At 34.6% G+C, this 14,576-nt stretch carries 11 protein-coding genes and 1 tRNA gene; 9 read left to right on the top strand and 3 right to left on the bottom strand.

Annotation, left to right across the window (positions count from 1 at the left end; all coding sequences use genetic code 11):
* Nucleotides 1–193: 193 nt before the first annotated feature.
* The 4 genes from HCQ94_RS04715 (at nt 194) to HCQ94_RS04700 (ending at nt 4,946) form a co-directional block, all read left to right on the top strand.
* The gene (locus tag HCQ94_RS04715) at nt 194–349 is read left to right on the top strand and encodes a hypothetical protein (protein ID WP_166982321.1); all 156 of its coding nucleotides are present in this window, start codon (nt 194–196) and stop codon (nt 347–349) included.
* Between the two features lie 716 nt (nt 350–1,065).
* The gene (locus tag HCQ94_RS04710; protein WP_232525711.1) at nt 1,066–2,061 is read left to right on the top strand and encodes an ORF6N domain-containing protein; all 996 of its coding nucleotides are present in this window, start codon (nt 1,066–1,068) and stop codon (nt 2,059–2,061) included.
* 658 nt (nt 2,062–2,719) lie between these two features.
* Entirely contained in the window at nt 2,720–4,042 is a 1,323-nt protein-coding gene (gene murA / locus HCQ94_RS04705) for a UDP-N-acetylglucosamine 1-carboxyvinyltransferase (RefSeq protein ID WP_198418150.1), read from the top strand.
* Nucleotides 4,043–4,073: 31 nt separating this feature from the next.
* The gene (locus tag HCQ94_RS04700; protein WP_166982319.1) at nt 4,074–4,946 is read left to right on the top strand and encodes a diacylglycerol/lipid kinase family protein; all 873 of its coding nucleotides are present in this window, start codon (nt 4,074–4,076) and stop codon (nt 4,944–4,946) included.
* A gap of 139 nt (nt 4,947–5,085) precedes the next feature.
* Here HCQ94_RS04700 and HCQ94_RS04695 read toward each other — a convergent pair whose 3' ends face one another.
* Together HCQ94_RS04695 and HCQ94_RS04690 are read right to left on the bottom strand one after the other, a co-directional pair.
* A complete protein-coding gene (locus tag HCQ94_RS04695) occupies nt 5,086–5,871 on the bottom strand; it encodes a lysophospholipid acyltransferase family protein (protein ID WP_166982317.1) in 786 nt (261 codons plus the stop codon).
* 391 nt (nt 5,872–6,262) lie between these two features.
* Nucleotides 6,263–6,604 carry a hypothetical protein gene (locus HCQ94_RS04690; RefSeq protein WP_166978764.1) on the bottom strand — a complete coding sequence of 114 codons (342 nt, stop codon included), beginning with the start codon at nt 6,602–6,604 and terminating at the stop codon, nt 6,263–6,265.
* Nucleotides 6,605–6,889: 285 nt separating this feature from the next.
* Between HCQ94_RS04690 and HCQ94_RS04685 the strand changes: the two genes are divergently transcribed.
* Entirely contained in the window at nt 6,890–8,008 is a 1,119-nt protein-coding gene (locus tag HCQ94_RS04685) for a D-alanine--D-alanine ligase family protein (protein WP_232525710.1), read from the top strand.
* A gap of 294 nt (nt 8,009–8,302) precedes the next feature.
* Nucleotides 8,303–10,153, top strand: coding sequence for an LGFP repeat-containing protein (locus HCQ94_RS04680; protein ID WP_166982315.1), 1,851 nt, complete (start codon nt 8,303–8,305; stop codon nt 10,151–10,153).
* Nucleotides 10,154–11,474: 1,321 nt separating this feature from the next.
* Here HCQ94_RS04680 and pip read toward each other — a convergent pair.
* The gene (gene pip, locus HCQ94_RS04675) at nt 11,475–12,434 is read right to left on the bottom strand and encodes a prolyl aminopeptidase (protein ID WP_166982313.1); all 960 of its coding nucleotides are present in this window, start codon (nt 12,432–12,434) and stop codon (nt 11,475–11,477) included.
* A gap of 104 nt (nt 12,435–12,538) precedes the next feature.
* On the opposite strand from pip, the gene HCQ94_RS04670 reads away from it, so the two are divergent.
* From HCQ94_RS04670 to HCQ94_RS04660, 3 genes are all read left to right on the top strand, one after another.
* A complete protein-coding gene (locus HCQ94_RS04670; protein ID WP_166982311.1) occupies nt 12,539–13,453 on the top strand; it encodes an ATP-grasp domain-containing protein in 915 nt (304 codons plus the stop codon).
* Between the two features lie 253 nt (nt 13,454–13,706).
* Nucleotides 13,707–13,782 (top strand) — tRNA-His (locus tag HCQ94_RS04665).
* 104 nt (nt 13,783–13,886) lie between these two features.
* On the top strand, nt 13,887–14,570 hold the full coding sequence (locus tag HCQ94_RS04660) for a response regulator transcription factor (protein ID WP_166978752.1): 684 nt from the start codon (nt 13,887–13,889) through the stop codon (nt 14,568–14,570).
* Nucleotides 14,571–14,576 lie beyond the last annotated feature (6 nt).

The raw sequence follows: 14,576 nt of genomic DNA, 5'->3' as shown, positions 1-14,576 counted from the left end.
TTAAAAATTTTTAAAAATGTAAGTCACACTGTAAGTAAATTGATGTCTGATAAATAGAGTAATTGTAGGCAAATGAAGAGGATATGTAGTAAATTATTTATAACATTATTAAAGTAAACAAAAAACTGCTACTAATTATTATTCTCCAGCTTTTGCTATAACTGCTATAACCATAAACATAAAATAACGAATAGTGTTTTATAACGGTAAGTGGGCAAACCTTTATAAATATAGGAATCGTAATGCTCTTGCTTATCATGAAATTACAGAGTTAGAAAAACGTATTATTTGTAGTTGGAAATACTATGGCAAATATGCTATTTCTAATGAAACTCCTTATGAAGAATAAAAAGACAAAGTCGTGTTTTGGCTCTAAAGTAAAGCTATTTACGTTTTATGACACTCCAACTCTTATAGGATTTATTAATTGAATGATAGATAAACAGATGTTTTCTTTGGGATAAGAATAACGTTCCTACTTGGGTAGAAGAGAGAGAACATTTATAATTGTTCTAAAAGTAAGTACAGAGGTATTTTTTTTCAGTGTTAAAGCTTATAAATAACTAGGTATAACAGTATCACATATAGACTTGAAACTGGATATAGAAAATCTCCTGTTGTGATACAGAACTAATAATAGGGCAACAAACTTACTTATAACCAGAGCGTATAAATGCGAACTTAATTCGCAGTAATTGATGAATAACTGGAAATTTTAATTAAAAATCAATAGATAGAAATTATTCAAGTAGTAGCAAATATAGATGTAGCGGTTTGCAAGAAAATACAAGGTATGCTGACTTAATAAATACCTAGCTAAGTAAAATAAGCTCCTTACTAAAGGATAAAACTTTGTTTTAAGAGAGGGCAAACGTAGCGCCACCAGCTTTGATTGGCAAATAGCTTTATGAAAATGTAAATAATGGACTTGTGAAAAATATAGAATACATCGAAAGCTGAAGGTGGAGTAGAAAAATATAAAAGGATATGAAAAGTATCCTCACTAGCTATGTACTGCGTAGCAAATTGGAAAAGATATTTTAGATAACATTTGAGGTGTATTTTGTGGTAGAAGAAAATAAAGAAATTGTGGTAATAGATGAAACTACAATTAAAGACAAGATTTGTAGTATAAGAAGCCAAAAAGTAATGCTTGATTTTGAGTTGGCTGAGATATATGGGTATGAAACTAAAAACTTTAATAGACAAGTCAAGAATAATATTGAGAAGTTTGAAGGCGAAGATTTTATGTTCCAACTGACTGAAAATGAGTATGAAAACTTGAGGTGCAAAAATTTCACCTCAAGTTGGGGTGGTTCAAGGTACTTACCGTATGCCTTTACAGAACAAGGTATTTATATGCTTATGACAGTGTTAAGAGGTGAGCTTGCAATTAAACAAAGTAAGGCTTTGATACGGATGTTTAAGCAGATGAAAGACTTTATTATTGAAAACAGGGACTTCATAACTTCAAAGGAGTTGATACAAATCACTCTTCAAACAAATCAAAATACCAATGATATTATGCAACATTCAAAGGAAATAGCAAGCTTAGGAGACAAACTTACTACATTAGCAACAAAAGAAGATTTGAAGAAAATAATGGATAACTTTATAGACCCAGATACATATAAACATTTCTTATTGATGAATGGAGATAAGATTGAGGCAGATGTTGCTTATACTAAAATATATAAGTCTGCAAAGAAAAGTATTTATGTAATAGATAACTATATAGGCTTGAAAACACTAGAATTATTGAGGGGTGCAAAAGATAATGTAGAAGTTATTATATTTAGTGACAATGTAAGAAATAAAGATATGCTTACGAAAAATATCCTAAATGATTTTAGAAGAGCTTACCCTAATATCAACTTAAAAATTAAGACTGCAGGTAAAAAGTATCACGATTGGTATATTGCAATAGACTACGGTACAGATAATGAAGTTTTTTACCTTTGTGGAGCATCGTCAAAAGATGCAGGAAATAAAATATCAACAATTTCAAAAATAGAGGAATCTTCTAAGGGTATGTATCATGCATGTTTGGTGGAATGCTAAACAATAAGGATTTGAAAATTTGACGTGTAAATGTAAATGGTGAAGCACTATTAAAGGTTAAAAGATAAGTCTATAAACTTATGAAAGATAGTAAGTAAAAATCTGTTCTTTTTAGCGGTAGTAGGTATGAAGAAAACTGCACAAGACAAATTAAACCTATAATGCTTAGAAAAATGCAGAGGAAAACACAGCCCAAAACTATAAAATAGCCAAAACCAACTCCTAATATAAAAGAATATTTTATGTAAACATAAACATTGAAAAACTAACTTTTGAAAGTAGCTTCCCCAATTTTGGGAAAATAGTTTACCTTTATATTTGCCCTAACCAAATTCCCTAATACTTTATCAACATAAAAGAAAATAAAACTACTATATACTTACCAAAATGCGAATAAAATAAATTCTTTTGTGTTTATATAAAGAAAATACTGTGTGATATTAATCTAATATGAAATTATTAGACAAAATACAGTGTTTACTAAATATAATAATCTATTATGAGTATACGAAAGAAATGACAGACTTATTAGTTGTATAACTGAAGTGATTATAGCCAGGTAAGTTTGCAACTTGATAAAATTCTTCAAACCTCTATATATAAAACAAAATATGAGTTAAACTTTATAGGGGTATATTTAAGCATTATGGAGACTAATATGGAATCTGTACTTCGAGTAAAAGGTGGTAGGCCACTAAAAGGAACTATTCGTGTGCGTGGTGCAAAAAACTTCGTACCTAAAGCTATGGTGGCGAGTTTACTTGGTAGTACTCCATCTGTTTTAAAAAATGTTCCACATATTAAAGACGTTGACGTTGTTTCAGGTCTATTAAAATTACATGGTGTTGAAATAGAATATGATGAAAAAGAAGGAATTATTAAGCTAAACCCTTCTAATGTTGAAACAGCCCATGTTGCTGATATTGATGCCCACGCTGGCTCTTCCCGTATCCCTATTCTTCTTTGTGGTCCTTTACTCCATAGGCTAGGTGAAGCTTTTATCCCTAATCTTGGAGGCTGCCACATCGGTGATCGTCCTATTGACTTCCACTTATCCACTTTGAAAAAGTTTGGCGCAATCGTTGAAAAGAGTGAAAAAGGTATTTATATCTCAGCCCCTAATGGCTTACAAGGAGCTGTAATTGAACTACCTTTCCCATCTGTTGGTGCTACTGAACAAACCTTGTTAACTGCTGTTCGAGCAAAAGGTATCACTGAACTTCGCGGAGCTGCAGTGGAGCCTGAAATCATTGATTTAGTTGCTGTTTTACAAAAAATGGGTGCAATTATTTCAGTTGACACTGATAGAACCATCCGCGTTGAGGGCGTAGACGAACTGTATGGATATGAGCATCGTGCTTTGTCTGACAGGATTGAAGCTGCTTCTTGGGCTAGTGCTGCACTTGTTACTAAGGGTGATATTTTTATTGAGGGCGCGACTCAACTTGAAATGACAACTTTTTTGAATACTTTCCGAAAAGTTGGTGGTAGATTTGAAATCAAAGAAAACGGCATACGTTTTTACCATCCAGGGGAGCCTTTACAATCAATCGTGCTAGAAACTAACGTGCACCCAGGATTTATGACAGACTGGCAACAACCTTTGGTAGTGGCTTTAACTCAGGCTAAAGGTATGTCAATCGTGCATGAAACTGTTTATGAAAATCGTTTTGGTTTTACTAATGCACTAAAAGCCATGGGAGCAAACATTCAAGTTTACCGTGAATGTCTAGGCGGTTTGCCATGTCGTTTTGGACGCCGTAACTTCTATCATTCAGCTGTTATCTCTGGACCTACACCGCTCACAGGTGCTGATATTGTAGTGCCTGATTTACGTGGAGGTTTTTCTCATCTCATTGCTGCTTTGGCTGCTGAGGGCGTATCTAATGTTAAAGGAATTGGTATAATAAATAGAGGATACGAATACTTTATGGAAAAGCTTCATGCGCTGAATGCTGATGTTGAGTTAATAGAAAACTAACGAGTGTTTTGTAGCTTATTAGGGAGGAATAATGGAGCTTCTCTTGTGCGTAAGTGCTACTTCTGGAGCGGGAAATGCTCTAAAAATAGGCCCTGAAATAGCTAAGATTTTTTCTTCTCATGGTTGGAAAGTCACTGTCAATTTGACTGATATGAATGACGATTTGACGAAAATAGCTACGAATACTCACTATGAATATATAGCGGCTCTTGGGGGAGATGGTTATATATCAGCAATAGCTGATGGGGTTAGGAAAACTAACAAGATTTTAGTACCTTTGCCTGCCGGACGAGGAAACGATTTCTGTAGAAAACTTGATATAGGCACAAATGCTCTAGAACACCTAAAAAATATTAATAATTTTGCTATCGAAAACATTGATATTGCTGTTGCAAGAGATGTTACTGGTAAAGAAAAAACGGTTTTAGGTATAGCCAGCCTAGGAATAGATTCAGTAGCTAACCAGTACGCTAATGGTAACCGTTTCCTAAAAGGAATGGCTGTTTATATTTGGGGATTTTTTAAAGCTGTAAGAAATTTTAAACCAATAACTTATAACTTAAATATTGATGGTAAGGAATATGTTTCCAAGAGTTGGAGTGTTTGCATTTCTTCTACTGGAATTTACGGTGGGGGAATAAAACTTTTACCTATTTCCGATGTACGTGATGGAATTATGGAAGTTTTGACTCTTGAGAATATTAGTCTTTGGGGACTTATGAAACTATTACCAAAGATTGTTGCTGCTAAACATTTGTCACACCCATCAATGGTACTTAGACAAGGCAGGAAAATAACTGTTGATTGTCAAACAAAATATTTACCTTATGCAGATGGTGATCCGATTGGGAAAATTCCAATTACAGTTACAGTATTACCTGGTGCTTTAAAAGTGCTACATTAATTACTGTTATTGGTTCTCGTTTATAAAAGTTCATTCACTCTGTATAAATGAACTTATTATACTTTTAGTAAAATTGTATAAATGTAGTATTGTACACAAAACAGAGCGTAGATGGTTACCTAGTGTAGATAAATAAACTTTATTTACTTTTACGAGGTCTGAACGCTCTTAGTATTCGCTTTTTTAAAGGTACTTTGTGTTTTTTACGTTTAACTAGGGTTCCTGTAACTTTTGGATCAAAAAATTCCTCAGGTGGTTGCCCATCACGAATATCAGTTAGTAAATCAGTTATAGCTCTCATAATTCTATTACAAGCAATATTTATAGACTGTGCATCATTTTGCTGTCCATATAAATCAGCTAGATAGACAGGTTCACCAGCAACTACTGTAACATCTTTACGAGGGAAAGGCCTAAAATTCTTATTATCGTGATCCAGTATTTTATGGGCTCCCCACTGAGCTACAGGAACGACTGGTACTTTAGTTTCCAGCGCTAGGCGAGCTACACCAGTTTTAGCTTTCATAGGCCATAAATCAGGGTCGTGTGTTAGCGTTCCTTCTGGGAATAATGCTATACATTCACCGTCTAAAAGAGCTGTTTTGGCTGCATCCAGAACAAGTGAAGAGTTTTTATTTTTGACTCGATTTACAGGAATTTGACCAGTTATTTTTAATGCTTGTTTTAGTAAAGGCACTTTGAAAAGTTCAGCTTTTGCCATAATTCTTGCAGGTATACCATTTGCAACCAGGTAGTGCATGAAAGTAAGTGAGTCTAAATCTGTTACATGGTTTGCAACTACTAGAAATCCACCTTCTTTCGGCAAATTTTCTATGCCATACCAATGTCGTTTAGTAGTTATTAATACAGGCACACTTACGATGGATGCTATAACTTTATAAGTTTTTGACATTTTTTTAGACATACATTAAATTTTATATTTTTATTTTGATATTTTGTATCAATGTATATAGTTTTAGCTATATATTGGTTAATCTTGCTTAATATAAAAGAGTATTTTTTGTTAAAACCTTGATAAAAATTGATTTTTATGGTTTGTTACGTTATTTGGAAGTAAATTTATGCTTGTTTATATATTTGTTTATAACACGGAAAATACTAGTAGTAGTGGGATAATATAAATTTTAGTTATAACACTTAATGAAGTGACAAATTAAAGTAAAGAGACAAAAATAAAGTTTTTAAAATATCGTAGAGACCCTAGTATCCTAAGGTCTCTACGATAAGTACGCATTGAGCAAAATGCTGTAATGCGTGAGATATTTTGAAGAAAGATAAAGTTTGCTGTTGCAGGTCTATTTCTTTACATAAGTATATTGCCCGATTGTGTCATGTTCACCTGGGTCAATAAAAATTTTTAACTTGTTTTCTTCAATCAATTTGCCACTACTTGCATGGTAGGAAGTGCTTCCAGTGAAATTGTATTCTTTCTTCCCAGTCGTATCCCATTTGCCAGTAAATTTTTCACTACCACGGTAATATGAATAGTTTCCATCGCTTTCAACGACAATTTTTCTTGAGCCGTTTTCTTGTACCCAAGTACCTACTATTTCAGCTTCTGAATATGCACAACCTGATAGCGATAAACCTAGTATTAAAACTAGTAACGGTGTCAATAATTTCTTAAAATTCTTCATAATTCCCCTTTGAAAATATAATATCTAAATCTTACTGCTTCTTTGCAAAAGTTTTAAATATACCTCATACCCCTCGACAATGATATACCAGTTTGAAGGCTTATAAAACGTTATTTAATGTGCTATTTCTCTCATTTTTACTATTACACGTAAGTGAAATATATTTTGATTTATATCTATTTAGTACATTGTATATATACAAAATAAAGAAATAGTTTTGCGTGCTTTTAAGTTTTTTGTGTTTCAAACTAATAAAAATTAGATAAAAAACTTATACTAATGTTTATGGCTACAGAAAATGGTAATAAAAAGATTAAAGTAATGGTGCTATTTGGTGGCATGAGTGGTGAACATACTATTTCATGTGCTACTGCTTCAGGTGTCGTTTCTAATATAAATAAAGATAAGTATGATGTTGTTCCTGTTGGGATTACTAAGACTGGTAAATGGGTCAAAATCGATGAAGATATGTCTAATTTTGCTTTGTCTTCAGATAGGAAAGTACAGGTTCCTGACAGTGAATTAGAAGTTAGCATTACTCCTACTGGAAAAACTCTAGTTATAAAAAATGGTGAAGTAGTCGAAAACTTAGGGAAGATTGATGTAGTTCTTCCGCTTTTGCATGGGCCATTTGGTGAAGATGGTACTTTGCAAGGCTATCTTGAAATGTGTAACATGAAATATGTAGGTTGTGGGGTTTTATCGTCAGCTGCTTGTATGGATAAGCATTACACAAAAATGATTTTAGCTGGTGCTGGTCTGCCAATTGGTCCTTATACCGTTATTACTGACTTATTGTGGAAAAAAGATCCTCAGCTAGCTATGGACCAAGTTAGCTCCATTGGTTTCCCAGTATTTGTTAAACCTGCTCGTGCTGGTTCTTCGCTAGGTATTTCTCGTGTAGATAAAGAAGAAGATTTGAAGGCGGCTATCTTGGCTGCTCGCGAGGTTGATCCTAAAGTTATTGTTGAAGGACTGCTAACTGGACGTGAAATAGAATCGGCTGTTTTACAAGGACGTGATGGTTTACCTCGTGTTGCTCATGTTGGCGAGCTAGTTATGGATTTGCCTGAAAACGGTTTTTATGATTACGAGAATAAATACTTGGATCACGGTAATGTGCGTATTGAGTGTCCAGCCTTACTTAACTCTGATATAGCTGAAAAAATTAAGCGTTATGCGGGTCTTGCTTTTGAAGCTTTAGACTGTGAAGGAATTGCTCGAGTAGATTTCTTTTATGATAGTCGTGGTGACAAGATTGTAATTAACGAAGTTAATACTATGCCAGGTTTTACGCCGTACTCAATGTATCCAGTCATGTGGCAGGAAACAGGTATGAGCTATCCAGAGTTGGTTGAAGAATTAATAGAGCTAGCCTTAGATCGTCCAACAGGTTTAAGATAAATTTACATATTATAAATTAGTGGTAATACTGAATAGAGTATTGCCACTTTTGTTTTTAAAACAATCAGCTATTGCAAGTATCTGCAAGTGTGTAAAATTTTATTTAATTGTTATCGTTTAGATTTCAAGTGTTTATAAAGTTTGAATTTTGGGCTTTAAATAAGCTTTTGTATAACTTTTTCTATATTTCTGATTGTGAAAGTTGGTAATTCTCGGGGGGGGGGTACTATTTCTGTGAGCTTTTCAAAAAATAGATTAGTTCTTTAAATAGAAAAGGAAGGGAAAGGTGTATAAATGTTGAAAAGCATTTTAAAAACTAGCGTTTTACTATCCGTTATGTTGCCTATTTCTCTAATAAGTACTAGTGGCTATGCCAATAATGCTACAGCTGATACAGTAAATAGCAAATTTGCGCATCAGGAAACTGGTATTGGGAATGTTGCGAGTAGTTTTATTCCAAGCAGTAATCCAAAGAACAATATAGATGCTTACTATAAGTCGCATAAACTTACTCCGATAAACTCTTATAAATGTGGGTTAAAAGATGACGGATGTGTTCGTTCTTTTACTAATTCGGCTAATGCTATATATGCTGTTTATTCTACTCCGTTTGAACAACCTGTTAGTGTTAAGCTAACTGGTGCTATTGGTAATTCTTGGGCTTCTTCTAACTGGGAAAATGGAAGACTTGGCTATCCTGTGGGTGAGGAAGAAGACTTTAAAGATAACAAGCATTGGATTCAAGAGTTCGAAAATGGCTGGATCTCTTTTGAAAGTGGAACTGGTATTGCTTTCACTTACAAAAATAATTCTATTGGTAGTTTCTACAAAAATAGTTATGAGGAGAATCAAGGCCATGCTAAAGGAATGATTCCTTTTAACGATATGAGATGTGATCTTATTGGTGGCGGCTGTGTACAAACATTTAGAGTTTTCAGAGATAGTAGTTTGTTAGCTGTCTACAACTATGCTGGTAGGACTGTTCCAGTTAGTTTGAAGGACAAGGCTATAGAATTCTGGGCTTCTGCTGGCTGGGAAAACGGAAGACTTGGCTATCCTGTAGCTCCTGTCGAAACAACATCTGACGGGTATAAGTATTACAGGTTCCAAAATGGAACTCTTGTATATGATGGCCATAAGATTATTACTGTTAACAAATCTGTTTCAGATGTAAGCACATATCTACAGTCAAGAAATGAAAATGCTAAACAGCTTCACCAGTATTATTTTGGAAATAAGACTTCTCTAGGTGAACCTATTAATGATATAAGGTGCGATCTATATAAGAATGGATGTGTACAATCTTTCAGAGACAATAAAGGAATTACACGTGCAGTGTATGTAGCTGAAAATGTTCCTCCTGTAGTTTTGAATTTGTCTAATGGAATAGCTGAATATTATGCAAATACTGGTTGGGAAGAAGGACAATTCGGTTACCCAATCAGTGCACAGAAGAAAGTAAACTCAAATGTTATAGCTCAAGAATTTGAAAAAGGCACAATATTCTTGAACACAGTGACAGATGAAGTAACTTATGTTGATAATAGCTACAAAATAACAAGCTATTACAAGGATAACAAAGCTACTCTAGGAGTACCAATAAACAATATCAGGTGCGGACTTCGCGATGAAGGATGTGTACAGACTTTCCGTAACGGCACTAAAGAAATTGCTGTTTATTCTTACAAGGATAGAAATAGCGATAAAGTTGTAGCTGTTAACTTGAAGAATTCTGTTGTAAAGGAATGGGCATCTCTTGGTTGGGAAGATTCAGAGTACGGATATCCTACTGTTTCCATTACAGATGATGCAAGTAATGTGAGTGGAGTATTCCAGCACGGAACTATTCCTGCTCCAAGACCTGCTCCAAGTTCAGAACCAGCTCCTGCACAGCCAGCTGCACCAAGTTCAGAGCCAGCTCCAGCTCCGGCTCCTGCACAGCCAGCTGCACCAAGTTCAGAACCAACTCCAGCTGCTCCAGCGCAACCAGCTACCCCAGCACAGCCTGCTGCACCAGCTGAAGGCGAGAATGGTTCTTCAAGGCCAGAGCCTGCTCCTGCCCCATCAAGTGGAGAAAATCCAGCTCCAGCTCCTTCAAACGGTGACTCTGCTGGTGGTAATAATGCTTCTTCAAATGGAAGGTAGTTGAAAGAAAACGGTTTTATAATTCTCCTGTTATAAAACCTGATTAGTTGTAGCCGTTTTGGGAAGGTAATCTTTCTGAAACGGCTATAATTTGGTTTAAATATGCTTTTAATAGAAAATAAGAAAACGGATTATAAGTTTTAGTGTCTGATGTGTCCAAGCATTGTTTTTAAGAAAATTTTCCTAATAAAACTAAAGCTAGTAAGTAGCATTTAGTGAAAAATAACTTATTGTCCCTATAAGAATACCTCTTAGATGTAAATACTACATTTGAAACTACTGTTTATAGTATGACTATGAGTTTATAAAATTATTGACTTCTTCTCACAATTTATCTATGTTTATTTCGTCGTATCGCGATATTTATATAGTCTCAAATATCTCAATAAATACTTGTAATAATGCCTAATTTTCCAGATTATAACTATCTTTTGACGCTTTTTACTCGAGGTAACTTAAGGAAGTCTTTTGAATAATACGAATAGTATTACAAATAAGTGATTATGGCAAAACTTGTTTAGTTATTATGATAAAAATTAGGTGAAAGCTTTTGTAATTACTAGTACTTTTGGTCAATAAGTGTGTATTTGCTTGCTTGTAAATGACGGTATGTTTTTAGATTTGAACGTAAAAATTGCTAATTTCTGGTAGGAAGAGAGAAAAAGACAGTTCAATGTGTTGTTACAAAATATTTTAGCAAAGAGATTATTTATGAGAAGTGGTTTTGAAGAGCTGTAGTTGTTGTATATTTGTATTTTATCTTTAGGGCTTGTTGCTTATTCTGATAATTCTGATTCTAAGGAGAATAAAAAGGGAGAAAAAGGGTAGACTAAGCAGAGAGATTTAAGAAGAAAATGCTAAAAGTATACTCCTATTAGTGCTGAGGAAATGTTGAAAGCTTTTGAAAGAAAATGCTTTGAAAGCTAGCAAGGGTATAAGGACAAGGAACTAGAGATTTCTAGTAAAGTTGATTCAGCTAGTGTGGATATGAATCGTTTCTTTGTGGAAGTTAATAATGATTCTATTAGTTTTGCTAAGATTTCTTGTTGCTATAGTGGTGATGTGAAAAATCAAGTTATAAAGCTTTCAAAAATCAAAAGATAAAGACTAAAGATTAAGTTGAAAAATCCATGAGACTTTAGGATTTGAATTTATGATAGATGAGATTGTAACTGGGTAAAGTTTATACACTTTTTGAATTATTATTAGAACAAACAGAGAGTATTATATTTATCTGAAGTAATAGGAAATAGAGCAAAGTCAAAGATTACTACTACCTTCAACTTTGCTCCAAGCAAAAAGTAAGATAACTAGTTTAAAACTAGTCTTCATATTCATTTAGAGCAGTAACTAGAGCTTTGAGATTTTCTTCATCTCCCATAGCAGAATGCCCAGCAACTGTTAGTATAAGCTTTGAATTAGGTAAACGTTCGTGTAGCTCGTAAGCACTAATAGGTGGACATACTAAGTCATATCTACCTTGCACAATAGTTGTAGGTATATGAGCTATTTTGTCAGTATTATCCAAAATTTCGTTGTTCTTTAGCCATGAGTAGTGTTTGAAGAAGTGGTTTTCTATACGAGCAATTTCAACAGCAGCCTTGATATACTCAGGGTTTTCTTCGTCCAGCGGAGTTGTCCTAGGGTAAAGGTTACAAAGTAGAGTCTCAAACTTTGCCCAGTTTAGGGCTGCCTTTACAGCTTTTTGCTCATTTTTACCGAAAAGCACTTTGTTATAAGCGTTGATGATAGAAGGATTCAAAGGATCTAGCTCCAAATCCTTTGTATATTCAGCCCATTCCTTAGGAGCAAAATACTTTGCTCCGTCTTCAAACAGCCAAGCAGCTTCGTGTGGACGAGCAGTAAATATTCCACGCAAGATTAGAGCCTTTACGCGTTCAGGGTAATGCTCAGCGTATAGCAAAGATAATGTTGAACCCCAAGATCCCCCAAAAACTAGCCATTTGTCGATGTCCAAATGTTGGCGTAGTTTTTCCATGTCCTCTATAAGATTTTGTGTGTTATTGCTTTCGATTTCTTCAGGGTTAGTAAAGACACTAGGAATTGATTTTCCACAGCCTCTTTGATCAAATAAAATAATTTTGTATTTTTCAGGGTCAAAAAGGCGTCTAAAAGCAGGTGTAGTGCTTCCTCCGGGACCTCCGTGCACAAAAACAACAGGTATACCGTTAGGATTACCACTAATTTCCCAGTACATTTTATTTTTTTCATCAAGTTCTAATAAACCAGTTTCATATGGTTGAATCTCAGGAAATAACATTTTTGCTCATTTCTAGTTGACTTATCTAATAATATTACTACGTATATACAGTATTTTGGGCTGTATTTTTGATTTATCTTTAAAAAGTCAGTAATCTTAATCGTATGAATAATCCAAAAGTTACTTTAGTCACAAGCTTGCAGTATCCACAGTTACGTGATGATGAGCAAGCTTTGCCACAATTACTAGAAAAAAGTGGTATTACTGTCGAGCTTCAAGCTTGGAATGATGAAAGTGTTGACTGGGATAATGCAGGTATTTGTATTTTGCGTTCTCTTGGTGACTACGATTCAAAGAGTGAGAAATTTTTAGAATGGGCTAGGTCAATAAAACATTTGATGAATCCTATCGGTATCATTTCTTGGAATAGAGATAGACACTTTTTGAAAGAATTTGCAGCTCAGGGAATCAATGTTGTTCCTACTATTTGGCTAGAATCTGAATCAAATTTGTCAAAGATTCAAGTTCATTCACGTTTCCCATCCTCTGGTGATTTTGTCGTAAAACCAGCTATGTACACTGCTGGTATTGATGTTGGTAGATACTGTGCAAACAGTGTTGCTTCGCGTGGAGAAGCTATTGAACACGCTATGAAATTGCTTGGTGAAGGTTACAGTGTAATGGTTCAGAAATACCTTGAAGAAATAGACCATAAAGGTGAAATTAGCCTAATCTATTTCAATGGTATTTTGTCTCATGTTGTTGAAAAAGCGCCTACTTTGCATTCTTCTTATAAGATTGGTGAGAGTGTTCCACAGGAAGAATATAAAAACATTGAAATCACTCCTGAGATTTGGGAATTTAGTGAGAAAGTACGTGCAGCAATACACAAGAAGATTACTTCTGTTGTTGGACATGACCTTTTGAGTTTATATGCACGTATTGATATTGTTCCAGATGGACAGGGTAGTTTCTATTTAATGGATGCTTCTTTGATAGATTCACGTTTGTATTTTGCTTCTAATAAAGACAATCTTGAGAAGTTTGCTAATGCAATAGCAGCACGTGTTTACTGGTAAAGATTATTTATCTACTTGTTTATAGTTAGATTTAAGATTGGGTGGGAGAATATCTCACCCAATTTTTTGTATATTTTGTGTTAAATCATAGTGCTTGTTTTATGTATGTTTTGGCAGGTATTTGTATTTTTGTACTATTGTTCGAGTATTTCGTGTTTTTATTCAGAACTTTGAAAAAGATATTTTATTTTTATTTGATATTTTGTTAAAAAGTTGCTATTATTTTTTCTTGTTCCACTTGATGGATAATATGGTGGCTGTAGCTCAGTCGGTAGAGCATCTGGTTGTGGTCCAGAAGGTCGCGGGTTCGAGCCCCGTCAGCCACCCCATATCAAGTGGTATTTTTTGTGTCTAGTTTTATATATAATTTGTTTTCTGTGAAATATTTTTTATAATTAGATGTGTGTATTATTCTTTGGAAGATGGTAATGACGTGTCAACAGTATTATTAGTAGAAGATGATGAATCAATCTCAGCTCCTTTGACTAGGGCGTTGAGTCGTGAAGGATACAACGTAAAGGTGTATCAGACAGGTGTGTCTGTACTTGAAGACCTTAATGGTTGCGATTTGCTTATTTTAGACTTGGGATTGCCAGATATTGATGGCTTGGATGTTGCTCGTGCTGTTCGTGCCAAAGGATGTTCATTTCCTATTTTGATTTTGACTGCACGTACTGATGAAGTTGATATGGTCGTTGGCTTGGATACAGGCGCTGATGACTACGTTACTAAGCCTTTCCGTTTGGCTGAATTATTAGCTCGTGTGCGTGCATTGTTGCGTCGTACAAATAGTGAAGCTTCCTCTGAAGAACATGAAATTGTGGTTCAGGACATTAAACTCGATATCCTAGCTCATCGTATTTATAAGGCTGGGGAAGAAGTGCTTTTGAGCGCTAAAGAGTTTGAATTGTTGCGTGAACTAATGTTGCAAGCTGGAAACGTAGTAGAACGTGATTTCTTGATGGGTAAGATTTGGGGTAGTGATGAGACTACTTCGACTAAGACTCTTGATATGCACATTTCTTGGCTACGTAAAAAAATTGGTGATGAAGCTGTACAACCACGCTATATAACTACTGTTCGTGGTATTGGTTTCCGTTTTGAGGTAAATAAGTAGGCAATA

The sequence above is a fragment of the Actinomyces sp. zg-332 genome, assembly GCF_011751945.2.
Classification (GTDB): Bacteria; Actinomycetota; Actinomycetes; order Actinomycetales; family Actinomycetaceae; genus ZJ293.
This window is presented reverse-complemented; position numbering and strand designations above follow the sequence as displayed.